Raw genomic sequence first — 23,732 nt, forward strand, 5'->3', positions numbered from 1 at the left:
ACGACCTGCGCCAGGACATGACCGCCCAGGTGCGCGCCGCACTGCAGGCCAACCCCGACCTGCTCGGCCTTTCGCTGGTGTTCGAAGCCAACGCCCTGGATGGCAAGGACAAGCTGTTCAGCGGCCTCGCCGAGCTTGGCAGCAACGAAACCGGGCGCTTCGCCCTGTACTGGTCGCAGCCGCGCGCAGGCCAGTTGACCGCCATGGCGTTGCCCGAGCGTGACATGGCCAACACCCAGATCGGCCCCAGCGGCGAGGCGGCCAATACCTGGTGGGCCTGCCCGCGCAGCACCGGCAAGGTCTGCGTGATCGAGCCCTACTTCTATGAAATCGCTGGCCAGCAAGTGCTGATGACCAGCATCGTCTTCCCGCTGATGGTGGATGGCAAGGTTATCGGCACCCTGTCCATCGACACCAACCTGAACAGCTTGCAGGCCCTGAGCGAAGACGCCAGCCGCAGCCTGTACGAAGGTCGCACCAAGGTCGGCATCCTCAGCCCCGCGGGCCTGCTGGCCGGCTACAGCCCGGACGCCGGCAAGCTGGCCGAGCGCTTCGACCAGGTCGATACCCGCCAGGGCGCCGAGCTGGTGCGCAAGCTGACCGCTGGCAAGCTGCAGGTGCTTCACGACCAGCAACGCCTGAAGGTACTGGCCGCGTTCGCACCGATTCCCGGCGGCAAGCCCTGGGGCGTACTGCTCGACGTACCGGAAAGCGCCCTGACCGGCCCTGCCGACGCGCTCAAGCGCGAACTCGACGTGCTCAACACCAGCGGCACCCTGCTCGAGCTGGGCCTGGGCCTGGCTGCGGCGATCGCCGGCCTGCTGGCGGTGTGGCTGATGGCGCGCGGGGTAACCCGGCCGATCCTCGGTGTGGCCGCGATGCTCAAGGATATCGCCAGCGGCGAAGGTGACCTGACCCGTCGCCTGAACTACGACAAGCGCGACGAACTGGGTGAGCTGGCCGGCTGGTTCAACCGCTTCCTCGACAAGCTGCAACCCACCATCGCCGAGGTGAAACGCTCGGTGCAGGCAGCACGCGGCACGGCCGACCAGTCTGCTGCCATCGCCAGCGAAACCAGTGCGGGCATGGAGCAGCAGTACCGCCAGGTCGACCAGGTCGCGACCGCCTCCCACGAAATGAGCGCCACCGCCCAGGACGTCGCCCGCAGCGCGGCCCAGGCAGCGCAAGCCGCGCGCGATGCCGACCAGGCCACCCGCGAAGGCCTGGCCGTGATCGATCGGACCACTGACAGCATCGATGCGCTGGCCGCCGACATGAGCAGCGCCATGGCCCAGGTCGAGGGGCTGGCGCAAAACAGCGAGAAGATTGGTTCGGTGCTGGAGGTGATTCGCTCTATCGCCGAGCAGACCAACCTGTTGGCCCTCAACGCGGCCATCGAGGCCGCGCGCGCCGGGGAAGCCGGGCGCGGCTTCGCGGTGGTCGCCGACGAAGTGCGCAACCTCGCGCGGCGCACCCAGGAGTCGGTGGAAGAGACCCGCCAGGTGATCGAGTCGCTACAGGCCGGCACCCGCGAAGTGGTCGGCGCCATGGACAGCAGTCATCGCCAGGCCCAGGGCGGCGTGCAGCAGGTTGGCCAAGCGGTTACCGCGCTGCAGCGCATCGGCCAGGCGGTCACCGTGATCAGCGACATGAACCTGCAGATCGCCTCGGCCGCCGAAGAACAGAGCGCGGTGGCCGAAGAGATCAATAGCAATGTGGCCACCATTCGCGACGTGACCGAATCGCTGTCAGGTCAGGCCAACGAATCGGCGCGGGTCAGCCAGTCGCTCAATAGCCTTGCCAACCAGCAGCAGGGGCTTATGGACCAGTTCCGGGTCTGAACAGAAAGCCTGCGGCGCAATTGCCGCCGCAGGCGCGCTCAGCCTTCGTTTTTTTGGGGCGAGTAGAACCGGCCGCCATCAAGAATCCTGTCAAGCCGCCTCAACGCGGCGTACACGTTTGGCCGAACGCCCATCGGCGGCTGGGATTCATGGGGGAACATCGCGTCGGTGTAGCCTGTCTGCATCAGCAACATATGCATCTCGTAGGCGTTCAGGTAGAGATGGTGCTGTTCCATGGCGTAGGACTGGATCAGCGTCAGCGCGCCACCTATCATCGCTGTCGCAGACGAGGTGCCGCCATAGATGTTGGTGTAGTCCCTGTCATTGCCGTCCTTGTCCTGCAAGAACCCAGTGGGTGACAAACCAAGTGTCACCACCGAGTCTCCCCAGGCGTTGAGCATGCGATAGGGGTAGTTGTAGTTGGATTTTCTGTGGGGATGGCCAGACCATGACTCACACGCCCCTACCACGATGGCACCAATGTCTTTCGTGGCATCGAAGTAACGCCATCGCGACAGGTTCACCCCAGTCCCTGCCACTGCCCCGATATCGCTGTTGTCCTGGTTGAACCCATTACCCGCTGCACATACGACCACAGCCCCACGGTCAACCAATCGTTCGATTACGCTCGACCACATCGCGGAGTGCAACGTCGGCAGGTACGCCTCCGGCCTTTTAGCATCGTGGACCTGACGGACTATGGTGACCACATCGCCGGGCATGACCCGGATCAGCAGTTGATCGAGCGTGCGCCTTCCTGCCTCGGAGTTGTAGAAGAACACTTCCGACTGATGGCTGATGCCTGTAACCCCGGTACCGTTGGCAGAGGCGATTATCACCCCTGCCGATGAGCTGCCGTGATCAGGGCTACCGTTTGGCTCCAGGACAATGACCTTGATAGCGCTGTTGCCGCGCAGCTCTTCATGATTTGGGTAAAGGCCACCATCGACCAGATGCACGCGTGCCCCTCGCCCCTTGACCTCCTTTTCCCAGGCCTTGCGGATGTTAAGACCCTTGATCAACGCATCCGGCTCGTCAAGGTAGCGCTGAAGCGCTTCGAAATCGGGGGTGGGCTGCGACTCGTTATATGCCTTGTTACCGTAGTGAACGGCGACCCCGGTCAGCACCGTCGCCAAGGCACCAGCGAGAAGCAATGGCCCTGCGGCCGACTGTTCGCCCACGGGGTGCAGGTGCACATGCTCCACATAGTCCAGTTGCGCCACATGTTTGCCGAGCACGATGAACGTGTCGTTGTTCATGCTGGCGGGCTGTTCGATCTGCCAGTAATCGCGCAATGCCTGCAAGCTTTCGATATCGCGTTGCTCGGGCTCAAGGTACTGGCGCCATTGCAAAAGATGCTCCAGCCCCGGCCAGCGCCGCATCAGCAGGGAATTCGAATCCGCTTGCATGTCTGCGGCGAAGCGCTCGGCACCACCCTCGGCAAACTTCACCAGCAAAGGGCCGACCGCAGGTTTGAAGTTGATAGGGTCGTGTTGCTGCAGCATGTCGTCGACCAGCTCGAACGACTGCGGCATCTTGCGCGCCGCCGGATCAGACGTGGCGTCGCGCCTGCTGCGGCCCGAGCCAAGAAAGGTACGCGTCGATTCCCCGGGCTGAATGTCGAACTCCAGTGGCGCAAATGTGCGCGTAGCGCCACCCGCCTTTTGAATCCAGGTCACGGTAGGCGTGATGGCGAAACGACCGTAAGGCGCATCGACCTTGAACGTAATGGGGCAGCCATAGTCGGTCAACTCACCACTGGAGGCATGTGAAGGTGCCGTCTCGGTCTGCAGCAAGCTGACGCTATTCCCGTCTTTCCTGTGCAACTGGTAGGTGATGCGCTTGATGTTCTCAAGATCACTTCCGGTACAGCGAACGAGCAGTAGCCCATCGAAGCGGTAGCTGCGGTAATGGACAAATTTCAGGTCAGTCATCACAAGCCCTCGGGGCAAGAAAGTAGAAGTGGGGGCCGGCAAGCAACCATCCGCCGGTGGGACGATGATTGGGCAGGTCAGGGTTTGCTTGCAGAGGGAAGCAGCATCGCGAGCCCGGCCCTACCATGCCCTGGTCTACACTGCCCAGTTGGCAAGCCCACAAACGAAGAGGTCATGATGAAAAAGATTCCCACGCTGCTGGCCGGGCTGCTGCTCGCGCTGGGCCTGGCCAGTACCGACAGCGCGGCACGCGCCGAGTCAGCCAAGCCTATCCAGTTCGGCGCCATCGGCTGGGAAAGCGGCGCCCTGACCACCGAAATCCTGCGCCTGATCGTCGAGAAGGGTTACGGATACCCCACTGACACCCTCCCCGGCAGTACCGTCAGCATGGAAGTGGCACTGGCGAAAAACGACCTGCAAGTGATCGCCGAAGAATGGGCCGGCCGCAGCCCCGCTTGGGTCGACGCCGAGAAAAAAGGCCTGGTGTTCGCCTTGGGCGATACCGTGAAGAACGCCGTGGAAGGCTGGTATGTGCCGGCATACGTGATCAAGGGCGACCCGGCGCGCAACCTGAAGCCGCTGGCGCCAGAACTCAAGAGCGTCGCCGACCTCAAGCGCTACCCGCAGGTATTCAAAGACCCCGAGGCGCCGACCAAAGGCCGCTTCCTCAACAGCCCCAGCGGCTGGACGTCGGAAATCGTCAACACCCAGAAGCTCAAGGCTTACGCACTAGAGGGGCTATACACCAATTTTCGCACCGGCTCCGGCGCCGCCCTCGATGCCGAGGTCAGCTCGGCGATTCGGCGCGGCCAGCCCGTGCTGTTCTATTACTGGAGCCCCACGCCCCTGATGGGCCGCTTCGACCTCGTACGCCTGGAGGAGCCGCCTTACGATGCCCAGGCCTGGGCCACCTTGACCGACCCGGCCAACCCCGCCCCACGCGGCAGCAGTTCGCTGCCCGCCAAACTGTCGATTGGCGTATCGCGGGCTTTCAAGACGCAGTACCCGGACCTGGTGGCCCTGTTCGAAAAAGTCGACTTGCCAATCGACACCCTCAATCAGGCCCTGGCCATCATGAGCGAGAAACGCCAGGACCCGCGGGAGGCGGCCAAGGTATTTCTGCGCGAGCATCCGCAGGTCTGGGAAGCCTGGATGCCGTCCGAAGTGGCGCGCAAAGTCGTCGACGCGCTCGGGAAACCCTAATCAGGCAAAGAAATGTAACACCCCTCCCCTTGGCCCCGGCACTCCATGGACTAGGCTTACACCCATGTGATGCCGGGCCCCTCTGACGGTTTGCGCCGCCATGTCGGAATCACTGTTGCCATGCAACGTCGACAATCAAGGAGGGGCTCATGACAGCTCTGCAGACATTCCTCACAACACCCCTGCTCGGCACCAGCACTTGGTTATGGCTGGTCTTCGTCACCATCGTCATCGCCCTGCTGGTCCTCGACCTGGGCGTGCTGCACCGCCAGGAACGTGAAATCGAAATGCGTGAAAGCCTGCTGCTGTACTCGGGCTATTTCAGCGTGGGCGTGCTGTTCGGGGTATGGGTGTGGTACGAGCTCGGCGCCCAGTCGGCACTGGAGTTCTACACGGGCTTCCTGGTCGAGCAGTCGCTGTCGATGGACAACGTGTTCGTCATGGCGATGATCTTCAGCTTCTTCGCCATCCCTCGCCGTTACCAGCACCGCGTGCTGTTCTGGGGCATCCTCGGCGTGGTAGTCCTGCGTGCGATCATGATTGGCGTGGGCGCTGCGCTGGTACAGAACTTCGCCTGGGTGCTCTACCTGTTCGGTGCGTTCCTGCTGTTCACCGGGGTGAAGATGGCGCTTTCCAGGGAAGACAGCCGTCCGGATCTGGCCAACAACCCGGTGCTGCGCTTCGTGCGCAGGCACATGCGGGTCACTGACCAGATCCATGGCAAGCACTTCTTCGTCCGTCTCACGCCACCCGGCCAGAGCAAGGCGTTGCGTTACGCCACTCCACTGTTTCTCGCCCTGGTGCTGATCGAACTGGCCGACCTGGTGTTTGCCGTCGACAGCGTGCCGGCGATCTTCGCCATCACCCAGGATCCGTTCATCGTCTACACCTCGAACATCTTCGCCATCCTTGGCCTGCGCTCGCTGTACTTCGCCCTGTCAGCGTTGATGCACCGCTTCGTCTACCTCAAGTACGCCCTGGCGATGGTGCTGATCTTCATCGGTTGCAAGATCTTCTACCACGGGTTGGTGGGTAAGGTGCCGGCGCTGCTGTCGCTGGGCGTGACATTCGGGTTGCTGCTGGGCGGCGTGGTGCTGTCGCTGTTCAAGACCCGAGCCAGCGAAGGGCAAGAACCTGCCTTGGCCCAAGAGAGCCCGAGCAAGGCCGAAGCGCCCCCTGGCGACGCCGCGCCAGGATCATCCACGGCCCCTGCCACGAACCACACCGGCCCTTGACGGCAAGTACATGCCCAGCGGGCTTACTGCCCGCTGCGCAGCATCTCCCTGGGCACATACTTGCCGATCTCGTACTTGCCGATCGCCGCCCGGTGCACTTCATCGGGCCCGTCGGCCAGGCGCAAGGTGCGCTGCATGGCATACATGTAGGCCAGCGGGAAGTCGCCGCTCACACCCGCACCACCATGAATCTGGATCGCCCGGTCGATCACCTTGAGCGCGACATTCGGCGCCACCACCTTGATCTGGGCAATCTCGCTACGCGCCACCTTGTTGCCGGCGGTGTCCATCATGTACGCCGCCTTGAGGGTCAGCAGGCGCGCCATATCGATTTCCATCCGCGAGTCGGCGATCTTGTCGACATTGCCGCCCAGCCGGGCCAGCGGGCGACCGAACGCGGTGCGGCTTACCGCACGCTTGCACATCAGCTCCAGGGCACGTTCAGCCATGCCGATCGACCGCATGCAATGGTGGATACGGCCTGGCCCCAGGCGCCCCTGGGCAATCTCGAAACCACGCCCTTCGCCGAGGATGACGTTGTCGTAAGGCACGCGCACGTTGTCGAACAGCACCTCGGCATGACCATGGGGCGCGTCGTCGTAACCGAACACCGGCAGCGGGCGAACGATCTTCACCCCGGGAGCATCGGTGGGCACCAGCACCATCGAGTGCTGCTGGTGGCGCGGGCCATCGGGGTTCGACAGCCCCATGAAGATCATCACCTTGCAGCGCGGGTCGCAGGCGCCGGAGGTCCACCACTTGCGCCCGTTGATCACCCACTCGTCACCATCACGCACGGCGGTGGCAGCCATGTTGGTGGCATCGGACGAGGCCACGTCAGGTTCGGTCATGGCAAACGCCGAGCGGATTTCGCCGCGCAGCAGTGGTTCCAGCCACTGCTGTTTCTGCGCCTCGCTGCCATAACGCACCAGGACCTCCATGTTGCCGGTATCCGGCGCCGAGCAGTTGAACGGCTCCGGCCCCAGCAGCGAACGGCCCATGATCTCGGCCAACGGTGCGTATTCCAGGTTGGTCAGCCCCGCGCCGTACTCGGACTCGGGCAAGAACAGGTTCCACAGCCCTTCGGCCCGGGCCTTGGCCTTGAGCTCTTCCATGATCGCAGTGGGCTGCCAGCGATCACCTTCGGCAACCTGACGCTCGAACACGGCTTCGGCGGGGTAGACATGGGTGTCCATGAACGCGGTGACGCGCTCGCGCAGAGCCTGGACCTTGGGCGTATAGGCGAAATCCATCTGGGCTACCTTTGCGGAATGAAGAACATGCACAGAGCCTAGAGCAGCCCAGGTCAATCCACCTAGTCTATTTTCCGCGTGTATTAACATTCATAACCGATATATGATCGACGAATAACATCAACAACGCGTGGCGCCCCTATGAACCTCAGCAAGGTCGATCTCAACCTGTTCATCGTCTTCGACGCCATCTACACCGAAGCAAACCTGACCCGTGCCGGGCAGATCGTCGGCATCACTCAACCTGCCGTTTCCAACGCCCTGTCGCGCCTGCGCGAAACCTTCAACGACCCACTGTTCGTGCGCACCGCCCAAGGCATGGTGCCGACACCGATGGCGCAGAACATCATCGGGCCGGTGCGTAACGCCCTGGCCCTGCTGCGCACTTCGGTGCAGGAAAGCCGAATCTTCAATCCGCAGCAGGCCAGCAAGACCTTCCGCATCAGCATGACCGACCTCACCGAGGCGGTGGTCCTGCCTCTGCTGTTCCAGCGCTTGCGCCGCCTGGCGCCGGGTGTGGTGATCGAGAGCTTCCTGTGCAAGCGCCGCGAGACCACCAAGGAGCTGGCCGCAGGCCGCCTGGACTTCGCCGTCGATGCTCCGCTGAACACCGACCCCCAGGTGCGCCACGTCAAGCTGATGCAGGATCGCTATGTCTGCGCCCTGCGCCAGGGCCACCCGCTGGGCGAGGCCAAGCTGACGCTCGATAGCTACCTGGGCATGACCCATATCCATATTTCCAGCCGTCGCAACGGCCTGGGCTACGTCGATCTGGCGCTGGGCAAGATGGGCGTGCAGCGCAAGATCGCGCTGCGCTCGCAACACTACCTGATGGCCTCGCAGGTGCTGCAGCAGACCGACATGGTGATGACCGTACCCGAGCGCTTCGCACGCCGCCATCAGTTGCGCTACCTGACGCTGCCGGTAGAAGTCCCGCCACTGGAAACGCACTTGTACTGGCATGAAAGCACTGATCAGGACCCGGCCAACCGCTGGATGCGCGAACAGATCATCGAGCTGTGCCAGCAGGTGGTGGCACAGGATGAGCGGGAGATTGCCGCGCAGGCCGCAGTCGACTGAAGCCCAGGCGGCGCAGTCGATGATGGCACACTGGACGAACGGTGCCATCACCTCTAGCATCTGCACCGCCCTCACCCAACGCTCAAGGACGATCATGCTCGCCACCGCAGCACGCTCCATCACTCTGGTTGCCGCCTGCACACTGCTCGGCGCCTGCAGCTTCAACGGCAGCTACCAGGACAGCAGCCGCACTGACGCGTCGAAACTGCGCTACGTCGCCAACACCTCCAACTCGACGCTGGATGTCTACCGAGGTCCCCGGTGCGAGGGCAGCACCACCGGCCTGCTCAACAATTTCCTGGCCAGAGACACTCGACGCCGCGCCGACATGCGCGTGCCGCCCACCGCCGACACCCGTGGCTACCTGGAGATCCGCCTGGAGCCCGACCAGCCACTCTATCTATTTGCCAACACCTTGAGCACCGGTGGCGCGCCTTGCTCGATCGGGGTCACCTTCACCCCCGCCGCCGGTTCCGAATACGAAGTGAGCGTCGATCGCAGCGACGGTTACTGCATGCTTCAACTCACCCGCCTGCAACGCATCGACGGCAAGGATGTTCGCATCCCCTACCCACTGAGCGATGAGCCCCTGGCAAGCTGTAGCGGCACCTCCCCGCTGTTCCCGCTACCGCCCACTCCACTGCCCGCCTCCGTGCAACGCAGCGCAATGATCGAAGGCCTTATCAATGACAGCCTGACCTCGTCCGGCGCAGTGATCGACATACTGCAAGCCAGCAACCTGCAGCAACCTCCGGCCGATCGGCAGATCGCCGAACGTCGCCAGGCCTTGGGCAATGCCACGCTGCCCGATGCCTACTGGGACCAGTACCGCGCCAATCTGCAGCATTTCGAGCAAGCCCTTGGCCAGGTCAAGGCCCTCGCCCAGGCCAGATTCCGCGACAATAACCGCCAATACCTCAACAGCGTGCAGGATCAGCAGTTGCAGATCTGGGCGGGCCTGGAACCGGGTAATCGCTACAACGGCCGCGAGGTACGCATGCGCGACATGGGCCGTTACTACGTGCGGGTCTACCGCCAGGTCACCGCTGAAGCGAAGCTCGAACACCTGCGGGCCATGGCGCAGCTTGACCGGCAATATGGCGTTTGCGAACGCTTCGAAGGATGCTGGAGGCTTTGATGCAAGGTCGGCCAGAATAGTTTTCTCCTGACCGGCCTTGCGACGAAAAATATTTCCATCAACCGCTGAAAAAGGCGAAAACAAGGAAAACTCATTCCCCCCCGGTTCCCCTAGCATGCTGACATTCCTCAGCCTCTGCCCGCACGGACCCGCCTGATGCACAACTTGCCGCTGTACCTCGACTACGCCGCCACCACCCCGGTCGATGACCGGGTCATCGAAAGCATGCTTGCCTGCATGGGCCGCCAGGCTCATTTCGGCAATCCTGCGTCCAGCGGTCACGCCTATGGCCAGGCCGCCCGCGAGCTGGTGGAACAGGCCCGCCGCCAGGTCGCCGAGCAGGTCGGCGCGGCGACCGAATCGCTGGTATGGACCTCCGGTGCCACCGAGTCGAACAACCTCGCCCTCAAGGGCATCGCCCAGGGCGCCGGCCAGCCAGGCCACTTGATCACCAGCCAGTTGGAACACAAGGCCGTGCTCGACACTGTCGCCGAACTGGAGCGTCAGGGGTGGGCGGTCACAAGGCTGGTGCCGGATGCACAGGGGCTGATACAGCCAGAGGTCGTCCAGGCCGCCCTGCGTGGCGACACTCGTCTGGTGTCGCTGATGGCGGTCAACAACGAGCTGGGCACCATCACCGACTTCACCCGGATCGGCGAATGCGTCCGCGAACACGGCGCACTGCTGCATGTGGATGCCGCCCAGGCCGTGGGCAAGGTCAACATCGATCTGGCGCGACAAGCCGTCGACCTGATGTCATTTTCCGCACACAAGGTCTACGGCCCCAAGGGCATTGGCGCGCTGTACGTCGGCAGCCGTGCTCGCCCCTGCCTGCATGCGCAGATGCATGGGGGCGGCCACGAAGGCGGGCTGCGCTCCGGGACGCTGCCGGGGCATCAGATCGTCGGCATGGGGAGTGCCTTCGCCCTGGCCGGTTCCCTGGCCGCAAGCGAGCACCAACGGATCCAGGCACTGTCGCAACGCCTGCTTGGCGGCCTGCTGGCCTTGCCGGGTGTGAGCCTCAACGGGTGCGCCGAGCAACGTATCCCGCACACCTTGAACCTGTGCATCGAGGCCAAGGGCTTCAGCAGTGCGGCACTGGCGAGCGAACTGGCCATCTCCACGACCTCGGCGTGCAACTCGGCCAGCAACGCCGCGTCCCACGTGCTGCTGGCCCTGGGGCTGAGCGAGCAGCAGGCACGCAGCAGCGTACGCATCAGCCTGGGGCGCTACAGCAGCGAAGCTGATGTGGACAAGGCGCTCGAAGTATTTGGACGGGTCATTGCAGCGGGCGCCGTGGCGCTCTGGTAGCGACGCCTTCTGTCAGGTACGGACAGTGCAGAAATACCCATTGCCATGGCATCCGGCGCCGATTGCTGGCATCTTGAGGCTTTCTCCTGCGAAGGACCGCGCTCCATGGCACTGCACCTCTGGCTGACGTTTTCACTGGCCTACCTGATCACCTCGCTCACCCCTGGCCCCAACGTCCTGCTGACCGTACGCAACGCCCTGCGTTACGGCCCGTCCGGCATGGGCATGACGCTGCTGGGCAACCTCAGTGCGCAGTTGCTGCTGATCAGCGGTGTGGCGATGGGTGTCGGTGCGCTGTTGATCTCGCTGCCAGCGGCATTTCTGGCGTTGAAGCTGGTGGGCGCCGGGTATCTGATCTACCTTGGCCTGCGGCAACTGCTGTCACGGGACAAGCCCAAGCTGCCTGCAGGCGAAATCACACCGGTCGCCCCTCGAGCGAAATGGCGGATCGGCGTCGAGGCCTTTCTGGTGTCGGCGAGCAATCCCAAGACCCTGGTGTTCTTCTGCGCCTTCCTGCCGCAATTCCTCGAACCTGGCCGGCCGATCTTCGGCCAGTTCGCGGCAATGTTCATCAGTATCGCGGCCATCGTCGGGCTGGTGCATTCGTTCTACTGCTTCACCGCCTACCGCTTCGGTCGACGCCTGAAGGCGTCGCGCCTGGCAGCCTGGTTCAAACGCGCCACGGGCGCGCTGTTCATCGGGCTGGGTGTGCGGTTGCTCAACACCAAGGCGGTATAAGCCCCATTATCTGAGCAATGCCTGGATCTGTTGATGCAGGGTGTCGAGGTCGAACGGTTTGGCCAGGATCGGCGCCTTGCGCGCGATCGGGCTGCCCGACTCGAGGATCTCTGCGGGATAGCCGCTGATGAAGATCACCTTGAGATCCGGTCGCAGCTTGACCGCGGGTTCGGCGATCTCCACCCCGGAAATCCCGCCTGGCAGGCGAAAGTCCGTGACCATCAGGTCCAGGTGCGGCTTGCTCGCCAGAATCGCGAACGCCTGCTCACCGTCTTCGGCGACCAACACGTGGTAGCCCTCGCCTGCCAGGTAGTCGCGCAGGATCATCCGAATGATCGGTTCGTCCTCGACCACCAGCACCACATCTTGTGCATCTTCGCTCATCACAACGCCTTGAATTTCAAATAGTTGGCCATCTGACCACCAGGTCACACAGAGGTTGCCTGTGCCTGGTCACTTTGTTGATCGGCCGTCGCCAGCGGCAGCAGGATGCTGAAGGTCGCACCTTGCCCCTCTTCGCTCTCGACCTGGATTCGTCCACCGTGGGCCTGCACGATCTGCTCGGAGATATACAATCCCAGCCCCAGCCCACCACTGGCCTGATGCGCCGCAACCCGCTCGAACTGCTGGAAGATCCGCTGCTGGTTGGCGGTACTGATGCCAATGCCGTGATCCTGAACCTGCACACAGGCCATGCCGCTTTGCTCGAACACCCGCACCTGGACCGGGCGTCGCTCACCATAGCGCAAGGCATTGGACAGCAGGTTGGCCAGCACCTGCTCGATACGGAACTCGTCCCACTCCCCCTGCAGCACCTCGCAGCGTTGCAGTTCGATGTGGGTATCCAGCGCCGTTGCCTGGGCCGCGAAGTTCTCCACCAGGCCGCGCGCCAACTGCGACAGATCGAACGGCCGCGGGCGGATCGACAGCTTGCCGGTGCGGATGCGCGACACATCGAGCATGTCCTCGATCAGCCGGATCAAGCTGTTGATCTGCCGTTCGTCGCGCTCGACCATCGCCTTCAGGTGGGTTTCGCTGAACGCCGCGAGGTTGCCACGCGACAAGTGCATCTTGCGCAGTTGGGTCTCCAGGATCAGGCCATTGAGCGGTGTGCGCACCTCGTGGGAGACGATCGACATGAAGTCATCGCGCATGCGCACCGCACGCTCCAGTTCGCTGCGCGCCACCTGCAGCTGGGCCAGCAGTTGCTCCTGCTCCTGCCGGCTGCACTCGAGCGCTTCCAACTGACGACCGAGCACCTGGCGCTGACGATAAAGGTCGACGAACACCGACACCTTGCTCTTGACCGCCTGGGTGTCCAACGGCTTGTGCAGGAAGTCCACCGCGCCGCTCTCGTAGCCCTTGAAGGCGTAGTTCATCTCGCGGCCAGCAGCGCTGACGAAGACGATCGGAATGTTCTTGGTCTTCTCCATGCCGCGCATCAGCTCGGCCAGCTCGAAGCCATTCATGCCCGGCATCTGCACATCGAGGATGGCCAGGGCGAACTCGTGCTCGAGCAGCAGCGACAAGGCCTGCTCGGCCGACTGGGCGCGGTGCACCTCACGGTCCTCACCCTGGATCAGGGCATCGAGGGCCAGCAGGTTTTCCGGCAGATCGTCGACGATCAGCAGTTTGGCGATGATGTGGCTTAGCATGCGCTGGGTTCCAGGGTGGCGAGCAACTGTCCGATACCGCTCAGAGAAAGAATATGGTCGGGGCAATGCAGGGCCAGTGCGGCCTCGGGCATCAGCGCAACCTGTGCGTCGCGGGGGTCCTGGACCACGGTCCGGCCTCCGCACTTCTTGATGTAGGCTAGGCCCTCGGCGCCATCTTCGTTGGCACCGGTGAGCAGGACGCCGAGCAGCCCTTCGCAATAGGCATCGGCAGCCGAGGCGAAGAGGAAGTCGATCGCCGGGCGTGAAAAGTGTACCGGCGCCTCCTGGCTCAGCGACAAACTCAGGTCGCGCTCCACCGACAAGTGATAACCGGGCGCTGCAACATAGATCTGCCCGGCCTCTATCCGTTCCTTGTCACGAGCCTCGCGCACCGGGCGATTCACCCGGCGCTGCAGCACTTCGGCCAGTTGGCTGTGGCGATCATCCGGCAGGTGCAGCACACACAGCACCGGCTGGGCAAAACCTTGAGGCAAGGCGCCAAGCACTTCGAACAAGGCCGCGACGCCGCCGGCCGAGGCGCCGATGACCACTGCGCGCACGCCGTTCATGTCTTGCGGTAGATCCGCTCGGGCCTTACCAAAGGCTCGAAGCGGTCACTATAGGCCGAGAAATCCACCGACTCCTTGCTGCCCAGGAACAGGAAGCCGCGATGGCACAGCGACTCGTGGAACAGCCCCAGGGCGCGGTCCTGCAAGTCCTTGTTGAAATAGATCAGCACATTGCGGCATGACACCAACTGGGTTTCGGAAAACACGCTGTCGGTGGCCAGGCTATGGTCGGCGAAGGTCACGTTGTCGCGCAGGCTGCTGTCCATGATCGCGTTGCCGTAGGCGGCGGTGTAGTACTCGGAAAAGTCGCGCCGCCCTCCGGCCTTGCGGTAGTTCTCCTCGTACTCACGCAGGCTCTGCATCGAATAGATGCCCTGCTTGGCCTTCTCCAGGGAACTTGGGTTGATGTCGGTAGCGTAGATGATGGTGCGCTCCAGCAACCCTTCCTCACGTAGCAGGATGGCCATGGAGTACACCTCCTCCCCCGTGCTGCAACCGGCGATCCAGATCTTCAGTGATGGCCAGGTGCGCAGCAGCGGCACCACCTCCTCGCGCAGGGCGAGGAAGTGGCCTGGGTCGCGGAACATCTCGCTGACCGGGATCGTCAGGTATTGCAGCAACTGCATGAACATGCCTGGGTCGTGCAGTACTCGCTCCTGCAGCGCAGTCACGGTACGGCAGTCGAACTGACGCAGGGCATGGAGGATCCGGCGCTTGATCGAAGCGCCTGAGTAATCACGGAAGTCGTAGCTGTACTTGAGGTAGATCGCCTCGATCAGCAGCCGGATCTCGATATCGGTGTTGCGTTCGCTAGTCAAATTCGCTCCAGTTGCGGCAGCCAGACGCGGATCAGGGAGAACAGGCGGTCCAGGTCGATCGGCTTGGCCAGGTAATCGTTGGCGCCCGCCTGCAGGCAACGCTGCTGGTCATCCTTCATGGCCTTGGCCGTCACGGCGATGATCGGCAGCTTGCGCCAGCGTGCCTGCTGGCGGATCAGGCGGGTCGCTTCATAGCCGTCCATTTCCGGCATCATCACGTCCATCAGCACCAGGTCGATATCCTCGTGCTGTTCAAGGCGCTCCAGCGCTTCGCGGCCGTTGCGCCCGATCTCGACGATGGCGCCCTTGTGCTCCAGGGCACTGGTCAGGGCGAAGATGTTACGCACATCGTCGTCCACCAGCAGGATCTTGCGCCCCTCGAACACCTTGTCGCGGCTGCGTGCCGTCTTCAGCATGCGTTGGCGCTCGTGGGACAGTTGCGATTCGACCTTGTGCAGGAACAGCGTCACCTCGTCCAGCAGGCGCTCCGGCGAACGCGCGCCCTTGATGATGATCGAGCGCGAGTACTTGAGCAGGTCGGCCTCTTCCTCGCGGGTCAGGTTACGCCCGGTATAGACGATCACTGGCGGGAAGCTGCGGATGTCTTCGGCGGTCATGCGCTTGAGCAACTCGTTGCCGAGCATGTCGGGCAGCTTGAGGTCGATGATCATGCAGTCGTAGATGTTCTCGCGCAGCAGTTCCAGGGCCTCCTGAGCCAGGGCCACCGCGGTGATCTCGATGTCGTCGTCGCCAATCAGCCGGGCGATGCTCTCGCGCTGCAGGTCGTCGTCCTCCACCAGCAGGATGTGCTTGAGCTTCTGGGTCAGCTTGGCTTCCAGGCGACCGAACACCTCCTTGAGCTCCTCGCGGCTGGCCGGCTTGACCGCGTAGCCTACCGCGCCCATGTGCATGGCGGCCTCGACGCGGTCTTCCACCGAGATGATGTGCACGGGGATGTGCCGGGTGTTGGCCTGTTCCTTGAGGCGCTGCAGCACGGTAAGCCCGGAATGGTCAGGCAGACGCATGTCCAGCAGCACGGCATCAGGCACGTACTGTGCCGCCAGCGCGAAACCTTCATCGGCGCCATGGGCGACCAGGCAGTTATAGTCCAGTTCGTGGGCCAGGTCGTAGAGGATCCGGGCGAAGTTCGGCTCGTCCTCGATCACCAGGATGCAGCGATTGGCGAACGGCGCCTGCTCGCGGTCGTCGGCAAATGCCGGAATCGGTAGCGGTTGCTGCGGTGTAGCCAGCGCGCGTGGTGCCGGCGGCAACTGATCGAGGGTCGGGCGCAGGCTATGGACCTCTTCCTGGCTATCGACCGATTCGTAGCGTTCGGGAATGATCAGGCTGAACACGCTGCCCTGACCGGGACTGCTGTCGACACTGATCTGGCCACCGAGCAAGTGCGCCAGGTCGCGTGAGATCGACAGGCCCAAACCGGTGCCGCCATAGCGGCGGTTGCTGGTGCCGTCGACCTGATGGAAGGCACCGAAGATTGCCTGTTGCTGGTCGGCGGCGATACCGATACCGCTGTCACGCACGGCAAAGACGATGCCGATGCCGACCTGATGACTGATGTTCAGGCTCACCTGGCCACGCTCGGTGAACTTGATGGCGTTGGACAGCAGGTTCTTGAGTATCTGCTCCAGACGCTGTCGGTCGGTAAACAGGGTCGCCGGCACCTGCGACTCCAGCTTCACCTCGAAACTCAGGCCCTTGTCATCGGCCAGCGGCTGGAACATGCCGCGCAGTCCTTCGACCAGGCGCACCACCTGGGTGGTCTCCGGACGTACTTCGAGCTTGCCAGCCTCGACCTTGGCGATATCGAGGATATCGTTGATCAGGTTGAGCAGGTCGTTACCGGCCGAATAGATCGATTCAGCGAACTTGACCTGTTCCTGGCTGAGGTTGCCCTCACCGTTCTCGGCCAGCAACTTGGCCAGGATCAGCGAACTGTTGAGCGGCGTGCGCAGCTCATGGGACATATTGGCGAGGAATTCGGACTTGTACTTGCTGGAACGCTGCAAGTCCTCGGCACGTGCCTGCAGTTCCATTTGCGCAGCATTGAGCTCGCTGTTCTTGCGGTCCAGGGCCACGGTGCGCTCGGCCAGTTGCTCGTTGGTCTGCTCGAGCTCGGCCTGCTGGGTCTCCAGATGAGCCTGGGACTCCTTGAGCACCCGCGACTGCTCTTCGAGCTCCTCGTTGGCAGTCTTGAGCTCCTCTTGCTGGACCTGCAGTTCTTCATTCAACTGCTGGGTCTCGGCAAGCACTTCCTGCAGGCGCTGGCGATACCGCGCGCTCTCCAGGGAGATGCCGAGGTTGTCGGCGATCCGTTCCAGCAACTCGACATCCCGCTCCTGCAACGGTCGCAGGAAGCCCAGCTCGAGTACGCCATTGACCTGGTTGTTGTCGCTGGCCGGCGCCAGCATAGCGCTGCGCGGCAGCCCGCTGCCCAGGCCGGAGCTCAACCGGTAGTAATCCTGCGGCAGGTCATCCAGGCGCAGCACGCGACGCTCGCGCACCACCTGGGCCAGCAGGCCATCGTGCTCGGCCATCACCTGTTCGCGCCCTTGCTGTTCGGCGTCGAGCCCGTAGCTGGCCACGCGCACCAGGCGGCCATGGGAATCGCGGATGTAGAGTGCACCGACCACACTGCCCAGGTAGCCGGCAAAAAAGCGCAGGATATTGTCGCCCAGCATGGTCAGCGTCAGTTGCCCTAGGACCTCCTGCGACAACTGGGTCTGTCCGTTGCGTAACCAGGCCTGGTGTTCAAGACGCTCGGCCGAACGCTGCTGGGCCTGCAGGTTGCTGACGTAGCTTTCCGACAGCGCCAACAGGTCACGCCGCCCCAGGTAGGCCAGCAGCGCACTGAGGCCGACGATGAACAGCACGAATGCGCTGATCGCGGTGACGGTGACCGTGCTGACCGTCTCGTTGCGCGCCATGCGCAGCTGCTGCTCGGTGGCAACGAAGTCGTCGAATTCCTTGCGGATTTCGTCAGTGATGCGCTTGCCACGACCACTGCCGATCACACCGCGAAAATCGCCCTGGTCGCGGCGCGCCTTGATCAGTTCGCTACCGAAATCGTTCCAGGCACGCTGAAGCGCCACCAGGCGGTCGATACGATCGACCTGCGGTGGGTTGTCCAGGACCATGCCACGCAGGCTGTCCAAACTGCTGAAGATTCTCGGCTTGGCCACCTCGTAGGGGTCGAGGAAGCGCTCGTCGCCGGTGATCAGGAAGCCGCGCATGCCGGTTTCCATATCGATCGACAGCTTGACCGTTTCGTTGGCATTGCCGATCACCCGATCGGTGTGCTCGACCCATTGCATGGCCGAGAGCAAATAGTTGATCACCGCGACAAAGGCGACGGCGCCCAGCAGGCCGACACCCAACGGGAGGCCGACGTTACGGCTCAGCAGCTTGCGAAAGCTGCGTTGATCCATGGAGGCTGCTTGAATCATCTGATAACGCCCGAGCGAAATAAGTCCATTGAACAGTGTGTGGCCACTACATTCAGTCATTGTTGTATGCCGCTGCCACCCCCGTACCTGGTACGAGTCTAACCAGCTTTGCCTGATCTGGCAGGGCATTTAGCCAGTATTTGAAGGTATCCGCGGCCAATCGTTCCATCCAATTGCAGGGGCCGCTATCCTGAAGGAACTTCTGCCCGTGCGGCAGGCACAGAGTAAAGACATTTCCCTTACGCGACAGGATTCAAACCATGCACCTTCTGGTAGTCGAAGACGACGACATCGTTCGTATGCTGATGGTCGAAGTGCTCGACGAGTTGGGCTACACCACCATCGAGGCGCAGGACGCCACCGAAGCCTTGAAGATTCTTGAAGATACCGCGCAGCCCCTGGCGCTGCTGATGACCGATGTCGGCCTCCCCGACATGCGCGGCGACGAGCTGGCGGCCAAAGCTCGGGAAATCCGGCCCCTGCTGCCGGTGCTGTTCGCCAGCGGCTACGCCGAGAACGTCAGTGTGTCCGAGGGCATGCATCTGATCGGCAAGCCATTCAGCATCGACCAACTGCGTGACAAGGTCGTGGGGATCCTCGGGGTGCCCTGACCTCGGCCTCACCCTTCCCGGCGCAACAGGTAGGTATCCATGATCCAGCCCTTGCGCCGCCGCGCGTCCTCGCGCACTTGCACGATATGTGTCTTGACCTCCGCCAGCTTGCCCGCCACCAGAATCTCGTCTGCCGTTCCCAGATAAGCCCCCCAGTAGATCGTCAGGCCCGGGTCATCCAGCGCGGTGAACGCGCACTGTCCGTCGAGCATCACCACCACGTTGTCGATCACCGCCTGCTCGGCCAGGCGCCGCCCCGGCAGTACGGTCAGCGGCTCACCAATGCGGTTCAGCGCGATCCGGTGCCGCGCGGCCAAGGCCTGGACACTGCTGATCCCGGGGATGACTTCAAGCTGCAGCGCCACCCCGCGTTCGCGCACCCGGTCAAGAATGCGCAAGGTGCTGTCATACAGGCCCGGCTCGCCCCACAGCAGAAAGGCTCCGACATCGTCTTCACCCAGTTCATCCTCGAACATCCGGGCATACAGGGCTGCGCGCGCACGGTGCCAGTCCTGCACCGCGCCGACATAGTCCTGGGCCTGCCCATCCCGGCGCGGATCCTCCACCTGCACCAGGCGATACTTTCCCTCGGGAACATAGCGCTCAAGAATGAGTTTGCGCAGCCGCAACAGCTCATCCTTGTCGCCGCCCTTGTCGAGCACGAAGAACACCGTTGCACGGCGCAACGCATCGACGGCCTCGAAAGTGACCTGACGGGGGTCGCCCGGGCCTATACCGATCAACAGAAGTTGCTTCATGGCACTGCCTCGCTGCCCTTGCCGCCGATCATTGTTCATCGCCCGGCGGCATTTGGCAAAGTGCCTCAGAACACCGAGAAGTTGTAACTGACGATGACCCGGGTCTCGTCCATGTCGCGCGCCCATCGTTCATAGTTGCTGCGATACGTGGAGTTACGCAGACGCACGCTGAGGTCTTTGAAGGTGCCGCCCTGGACTTGGTACTTGAGTTCGCTGTCACGCTCCCATTCCTTGCCTTGGGCGCTGCTGCCGGGCACCTGGATATGGTCACCGTTGATATAGCGAGTGAAGAAGCTCAAACCGGGAATACCCAATGCCTTGAAATCATAGTCATAGCGTAATTGCCAGGAGCGCTCACCGGCCGCAGCGAAATCGTTGACCTGGGCATAGTTGACCAGATACGGGTTGCTGCCATCCAGGTAAGGCATGGCACTGTCGCCATACATGCGTTGCCAGCCGGCACTGACCTTGTGCCCGCCCAGGCTGTAGCCGAGCATGCCGCTGAACGCGCGGTGCTCGACCTCGCCGGCACGGGCGTTGCCGATATCGTCGCTCTTGATCAAGCGCACATCCGCCGAAAGCGCGCCCACCGCCAAGGGCTGCGTGGCGACCAATCCGAGGAAGTGCTGGCGATAGATGTTCTCCAGCTTCGACACCTGGTACTGGGCACTGAGGCGATCGTTGACGCGGTAGTCGACGCCCGCCAGATCGAAGTGGTCGGCCTCAATATCGCAGGCGTAACGCTTGTTCTTGCAATGCACGCGAATATCCTGGCGGTCGCTCGAATCTCGTGCGGTGTACTTGTCCAGGCGGGCCACGGTGAACTTCAGGTCGCGCACTTCTTCGGAGGTCAGCATCGCACCATGGAACAGGGTGGGCAGCAGGCGACCATCGTTGTACTTGAGCAGCGGCATGTCCGGCATTATCGCACCATAGCGCAGCACCGTCCTGGACACCTTGACCTTTGCCGCCACACCCAGCTTGGCGTACTGATCGGCAGAATGGCGCGGGTCGTGCCCGCTGGAGGGTAGCAGCCCACTGTTGCTGTCGGCGGGGCTGGAATCGAGTTTGAAACCGAGCATGCCCAGCGCATCGACACCGAACCCGACCGTGCCGTCGGTATAGCCCGAACGGGCATCGAGGATAAAGCCCTGCGCCCATTCCTCGCGCTTGGAAGCCCCCTGGCTGGAACTGCTGTGGCCGTCACGAAAGTCCCGATTGAAATAGACATTGCGCGCCTCGAGCTTGGCGTGACTGTCTTCGAAAAAACCACCGGCCTGTGCACCGGCTGCCGCGCACAACAAGGACAGGCCGGCAACACTGCGGCCAGGGGCGAGAGGAAAGGGAGAGAACATGCAGGGGAACATCCAGAAAAGACGAGAAACATGCTGATGCACTATCGGGCACCTGTGCCACGACGTACTCGACATTAAATGAAGACTACGGGCCATTTTCCCTCGGGTGCTCTACCTCGGGCCATTGGACCATGGTATGAGCGTTGTCGCAGACACCCGGAAAACACACTGAGTTTGCGGTGCGCGGTGCGCTGAAAGTTCCTTACTTGCCGCTAAAAGTTTGAGGTTTACCGAACACCGGGCCACGTCTACACTCTTGTTCAGCGAACAGTTTCACCCATCCGCGTGGCCGGCGTTTATTACTGTTGCATGTTCGTCACGCCATGCCACGGCTGACTGACAGGAGTGATGAAAGTGTCCAGACTTGCAGAGTTTCGTGCGGCCGAAAAAGCACTTCAGGAGCAAATCGCGCAACTGGAGACAATGAAAAAGGACGCCAGCCTTAAACGCGAGATCGAGTTCGAGCAGAAATTGCTCGGGCTGATGAAAAGCTACGACAAGGGCTTGCGCGACATTGTCGCGATCCTCGACCCCAAGAGCCAGAAAGCCAGCGCGAGAACCTCGGCCAGCCCTGCCAAGCAACAACGCCGCCCGCGCGTGGTGAAGGTCTACGAGAACCCGCACACCGGCGAGCTGATCGAGACCAAGGGTGGCAACCACCGTGGCTTGAAAGCGTGGAAGCAACAGTACGGCGCGGCCACGGTGGAATCCTGGGTACGCTGATGAAACATCCACGCCTGCTTCACAGTTTTTTCACATCGCCTGGGTGAGTATCGAACCAGCTAAAGGACTAGCGACCCCATCACGCGCCCGCACATGCGGGCCTCTAATTCCAGCGCCCTGCCTCGTGCAGGGCGCTTTCATTTGCGCAATCGCTTCACTGCCGTATCATGGCCGTCCTGTTTTCACCGTCGGCGCTGTCTGCGCCGGCCTTGTCTCTGGAGCCCCCATGAGCCTGAACGATCTGCAAACCCTGCCTGGCGTCACTGCCCAACCAGACACCGCTACCGCCCAATTCGTCTTCAACCACACCATGCTGCGGGTCAAGGATATCGAGAAGTCGCTGGACTTCTACACCCGCGTCCTGGGCTTTCGCATGGTAGACAAGCGCGATTTCCCCGAGGCGGCCTTCAGCCTGTACTTCCTGGCCCTGGTCGACCCGGCACAGATTCCTGCCGATGACGCCGCACGCCACCAGTGGATGAAATCGATTCCGGGTGTGCTGGAGCTGACCCACAACCACGGCACCGAGCACGATGCCGAGTTCGCCTACCACAACGGCAACACCGATCCGCGCGGCTTTGGCCACATCTGCATCTCGGTGCCGGACGTACGCGTGGCCTGTGCACGCTTCGAAGCGCTGGGCGTGCCTTTCCAGAAGCGCCTGCAGGATGGCCGCATGAACCACCTGGCGTTCGTCAAGGACCCGGATGGCTACTGGGTCGAAGTCATCCAGCCGACCGAACTGAAGGGCTGACCGACGCAGGTTACGCTCGTCGGGGCCGGGAACTTCCGGCCCCTCGCTGTGGTACATAGAGGTGAGCGCTTCCAAACCAGCACAGCGAGGTAAGGACGATGCAAACCCTTCACTGTGAGTACCGCAAGCACACCATCACCGCCAGTGTGATGCCCCATCCCGACTCTCCCCTGCCCTATGCCGCCGGCTGCCTGATCACCGATCCCGAAGGCCATACCAGCAGGCGCCTGTCGATGCCTATGAAGTTCTTCTCGGACCTGGAAAACGCCCAGCACGTTTCTCTCGCGCACGGCCGCGCCCTTGTGGACGAGCGACTGGACAACGGGCAAAAGGTTTTCTGAGGTACTCAAGCCATCACGGGGATTCCCGTGATGGCACCCGTTCAGGCGTCACGCGCGTAAGCGACCGCTTTCTCCACCTGCGCCAACGTCGGCCTGATGCCGGTGTACAGCACGAACTGCTCCAGCGCCTGCAGCGCGATCACATCGAGTCCGGTGATCACCGGCTTGCCCAGCTCCTTGGCGAGAAGAATCAGCGGGGTCATGGCCGGCATGGCCACCACGTCGAACACCCGTTGCGCAGCCTCGACCGCCTCACGAGAGAAGGCAAGCTCCTGCGCCTGCGGGCCGCCAGCCATGCCGATGGGGGTAACGTTGACCAGCATCGGTGGGCACAGGTCGCCCAGCTCGCGCTGCCAGCGATACCCACAGGTGTCCGCCAACTGCCGCCCGGCCTGCTCGTTGCGGGCAATGATGAGACCCTCGCTGAAACCTGCGTCGCGCAGTGCACTGGCCACCGCCTTGGCCATGCCGCCGCTACCGTGCAGGGCAAAGGCCGTGGCCGGATCGACCTCGTGCGACTCCAGCAGTTGGCGCACCGCCAGGTAATCTGTGTTGTAGGCCTTCAGGTGACCGTCGGTGTTGACCAGCGTATTCACTGACTCGATAGCCGCCGCGGAGGGATCGATCTCGTCCACGAGGGCCATGCACGCCTCTTTGTAGGGCATGGATACACCACAGCCGCGGATACCCAAGGCGCGGATGCCATTCACTGCCGCAGGCAGGTCCTGGGTGGTCATGGCCTTGTAGTAGTAGTCCAAACCCAGCTGCTGGTAGAGGTGGTTGTGGAAACGCACACCGAAAGTGCCCGGGCGTCCGGCCAGGGAAATGCACAGTGTCGTGTCCCTGCTGGGTGCAATCGCCATATCTGCTCCTGTCGCTGATGACTGAATCGTTTCTGTGAGCGTACCAGACCTGACCGTCAGTCGCCCCTTACACAACCTTTACCTTGCG

The 23,732-nt window shown here is 62.6% G+C and carries 19 protein-coding genes and 4 pseudogenes; 12 read left to right on the plus strand and 11 right to left on the minus strand.

Annotated elements, in window-relative coordinates:
* Nucleotides 1-17: 17 nt before the first annotated feature.
* Both ACK3BK_RS13150 and ACK3BK_RS13155 read left to right on the plus strand, forming a co-directional pair.
* Nucleotides 18-935 (plus strand): annotated as a pseudogene (locus ACK3BK_RS13150) (chemotaxis protein); the annotation flags it as partial.
* Between the two features lie 393 nt (nucleotides 936-1,328).
* Nucleotides 1,329-1,841: pseudogene (locus ACK3BK_RS13155) on the plus strand (methyl-accepting chemotaxis protein); the annotation flags it as partial.
* A 38-nt stretch (nucleotides 1,842-1,879) separates the two neighbouring features.
* On the opposite strand, the gene ACK3BK_RS13160 reads toward ACK3BK_RS13155, so the two are convergent.
* Nucleotides 1,880-3,775 (minus strand): S8 family serine peptidase, encoded by a 1,896-nt coding sequence (locus tag ACK3BK_RS13160; RefSeq protein ID WP_411382569.1) that lies wholly within the window; start codon nucleotides 3,773-3,775, stop codon nucleotides 1,880-1,882.
* A 177-nt stretch (nucleotides 3,776-3,952) separates the two neighbouring features.
* On the opposite strand from ACK3BK_RS13160, the gene ACK3BK_RS13165 reads away from it, so the two are divergent.
* Entirely contained in the window at nucleotides 3,953-4,978 is a 1,026-nt protein-coding gene (locus tag ACK3BK_RS13165; RefSeq protein ID WP_186665417.1) for an ABC transporter substrate-binding protein, read from the plus strand.
* Between the two features lie 149 nt (nucleotides 4,979-5,127).
* Complete coding sequence (locus ACK3BK_RS13170; protein ID WP_411382570.1) at nucleotides 5,128-6,213, plus strand: TerC family protein; 1,086 nt, start codon at nucleotides 5,128-5,130, stop codon at nucleotides 6,211-6,213.
* Between the two features lie 23 nt (nucleotides 6,214-6,236).
* Here the strand turns inward: ACK3BK_RS13170 and ACK3BK_RS13175 are convergent, their stop codons facing one another.
* Nucleotides 6,237-7,466 (minus strand): acyl-CoA dehydrogenase, encoded by a 1,230-nt coding sequence (locus tag ACK3BK_RS13175; protein WP_186719502.1) that lies wholly within the window; start codon nucleotides 7,464-7,466, stop codon nucleotides 6,237-6,239.
* A 141-nt stretch (nucleotides 7,467-7,607) separates the two neighbouring features.
* Between ACK3BK_RS13175 and ACK3BK_RS13180 the strand changes: the two genes are divergently transcribed.
* From ACK3BK_RS13180 to ACK3BK_RS13195, 4 genes are all read left to right on the plus strand, one after another.
* Nucleotides 7,608-8,546 carry a LysR family transcriptional regulator gene (locus ACK3BK_RS13180; RefSeq protein ID WP_186708326.1) on the plus strand — a complete coding sequence of 313 codons (939 nt, stop codon included), beginning with the start codon at nucleotides 7,608-7,610 and terminating at the stop codon, nucleotides 8,544-8,546.
* A 94-nt stretch (nucleotides 8,547-8,640) separates the two neighbouring features.
* Entirely contained in the window at nucleotides 8,641-9,684 is a 1,044-nt protein-coding gene (locus ACK3BK_RS13185) for a hypothetical protein (RefSeq protein ID WP_411382571.1), read from the plus strand.
* Nucleotides 9,685-9,840: 156 nt separating this feature from the next.
* Nucleotides 9,841-10,995: a cysteine desulfurase family protein gene (locus ACK3BK_RS13190; protein WP_411382572.1), complete on the plus strand. Its 1,155-nt coding sequence runs from the start codon at nucleotides 9,841-9,843 to the stop codon at nucleotides 10,993-10,995.
* A gap of 105 nt (nucleotides 10,996-11,100) precedes the next feature.
* The gene (locus ACK3BK_RS13195) at nucleotides 11,101-11,733 is read left to right on the plus strand and encodes a LysE family translocator (protein ID WP_411382573.1); all 633 of its coding nucleotides are present in this window, start codon (nucleotides 11,101-11,103) and stop codon (nucleotides 11,731-11,733) included.
* A 6-nt stretch (nucleotides 11,734-11,739) separates the two neighbouring features.
* Here ACK3BK_RS13195 and ACK3BK_RS13200 read toward each other — a convergent pair whose 3' ends face one another.
* The 6 genes and pseudogenes from ACK3BK_RS13200 to ACK3BK_RS13225 form a co-directional block, all read right to left on the minus strand.
* Nucleotides 11,740-12,117, minus strand: a complete 378-nt coding sequence (locus tag ACK3BK_RS13200) for a response regulator (protein WP_186664420.1) — start codon at nucleotides 12,115-12,117, stop codon at nucleotides 11,740-11,742.
* Between the two features lie 44 nt (nucleotides 12,118-12,161).
* On the minus strand, nucleotides 12,162-13,388 hold the full coding sequence (locus tag ACK3BK_RS13205; RefSeq protein ID WP_411382574.1) for an ATP-binding protein: 1,227 nt from the start codon (nucleotides 13,386-13,388) through the stop codon (nucleotides 12,162-12,164).
* Nucleotides 13,382-13,957, minus strand: coding sequence for a chemotaxis protein CheB (locus tag ACK3BK_RS13210; RefSeq protein ID WP_186664416.1), 576 nt, complete (start codon nucleotides 13,955-13,957; stop codon nucleotides 13,382-13,384). The genes ACK3BK_RS13205 and ACK3BK_RS13210 overlap by 7 nt, the downstream gene beginning before the upstream one ends.
* The gene (locus tag ACK3BK_RS13215; protein ID WP_065862793.1) at nucleotides 13,954-14,775 is read right to left on the minus strand and encodes a CheR family methyltransferase; all 822 of its coding nucleotides are present in this window, start codon (nucleotides 14,773-14,775) and stop codon (nucleotides 13,954-13,956) included. The genes ACK3BK_RS13210 and ACK3BK_RS13215 overlap by 4 nt, the downstream gene beginning before the upstream one ends.
* Nucleotides 14,772-15,998 (minus strand): annotated as a pseudogene (locus tag ACK3BK_RS13220) (response regulator); the annotation flags it as partial. The gene ACK3BK_RS13215 and the pseudogene ACK3BK_RS13220, both read right to left, overlap by 4 nt.
* 102 nt (nucleotides 15,999-16,100) lie before the next feature.
* A pseudogene (locus ACK3BK_RS13225) lies at nucleotides 16,101-18,239 on the minus strand (CHASE3 domain-containing protein); the annotation flags it as partial.
* A 260-nt stretch (nucleotides 18,240-18,499) separates the two neighbouring features.
* Here ACK3BK_RS13225 and ACK3BK_RS13230 point away from each other — a divergent pair.
* Complete coding sequence (locus ACK3BK_RS13230) at nucleotides 18,500-18,850, plus strand: response regulator (protein WP_186664412.1); 351 nt, start codon at nucleotides 18,500-18,502, stop codon at nucleotides 18,848-18,850.
* A gap of 8 nt (nucleotides 18,851-18,858) precedes the next feature.
* Here the strand turns inward: ACK3BK_RS13230 and cobF are convergent, their stop codons facing one another.
* Together cobF and ACK3BK_RS13240 are read right to left on the minus strand one after the other, a co-directional pair.
* Nucleotides 18,859-19,608: a precorrin-6A synthase (deacetylating) gene (gene cobF, locus ACK3BK_RS13235; protein WP_186664410.1), complete on the minus strand. Its 750-nt coding sequence runs from the start codon at nucleotides 19,606-19,608 to the stop codon at nucleotides 18,859-18,861.
* 65 nt (nucleotides 19,609-19,673) lie between these two features.
* Nucleotides 19,674-20,963 carry an OprD family porin gene (locus ACK3BK_RS13240; RefSeq protein WP_411382575.1) on the minus strand — a complete coding sequence of 430 codons (1,290 nt, stop codon included), beginning with the start codon at nucleotides 20,961-20,963 and terminating at the stop codon, nucleotides 19,674-19,676.
* Between the two features lie 354 nt (nucleotides 20,964-21,317).
* On the opposite strand from ACK3BK_RS13240, the gene ACK3BK_RS13245 reads away from it, so the two are divergent.
* From ACK3BK_RS13245 to ACK3BK_RS13255, 3 genes are all read left to right on the plus strand, one after another.
* A complete protein-coding gene (locus ACK3BK_RS13245; protein ID WP_186664406.1) occupies nucleotides 21,318-21,686 on the plus strand; it encodes a histone-like nucleoid-structuring protein, MvaT/MvaU family in 369 nt (122 codons plus the stop codon).
* A gap of 226 nt (nucleotides 21,687-21,912) precedes the next feature.
* Nucleotides 21,913-22,440 carry a lactoylglutathione lyase gene (gene gloA / locus ACK3BK_RS13250; RefSeq protein ID WP_186708337.1) on the plus strand — a complete coding sequence of 176 codons (528 nt, stop codon included), beginning with the start codon at nucleotides 21,913-21,915 and terminating at the stop codon, nucleotides 22,438-22,440.
* A 98-nt stretch (nucleotides 22,441-22,538) separates the two neighbouring features.
* Nucleotides 22,539-22,781, plus strand: coding sequence for a hypothetical protein (locus tag ACK3BK_RS13255; RefSeq protein ID WP_186719523.1), 243 nt, complete (start codon nucleotides 22,539-22,541; stop codon nucleotides 22,779-22,781).
* A 41-nt stretch (nucleotides 22,782-22,822) separates the two neighbouring features.
* Here the strand turns inward: ACK3BK_RS13255 and ACK3BK_RS13260 are convergent, their stop codons facing one another.
* Nucleotides 22,823-23,644 carry a shikimate 5-dehydrogenase gene (locus tag ACK3BK_RS13260; RefSeq protein WP_411382576.1) on the minus strand — a complete coding sequence of 274 codons (822 nt, stop codon included), beginning with the start codon at nucleotides 23,642-23,644 and terminating at the stop codon, nucleotides 22,823-22,825.
* Nucleotides 23,645-23,732: the final 88 nt, after the last annotated feature.

This window comes from Pseudomonas sp. L7 (assembly GCF_046605565.1).
Classification (GTDB): Bacteria; Pseudomonadota; Gammaproteobacteria; order Pseudomonadales; family Pseudomonadaceae; genus Aquipseudomonas; species Aquipseudomonas wayambapalatensis.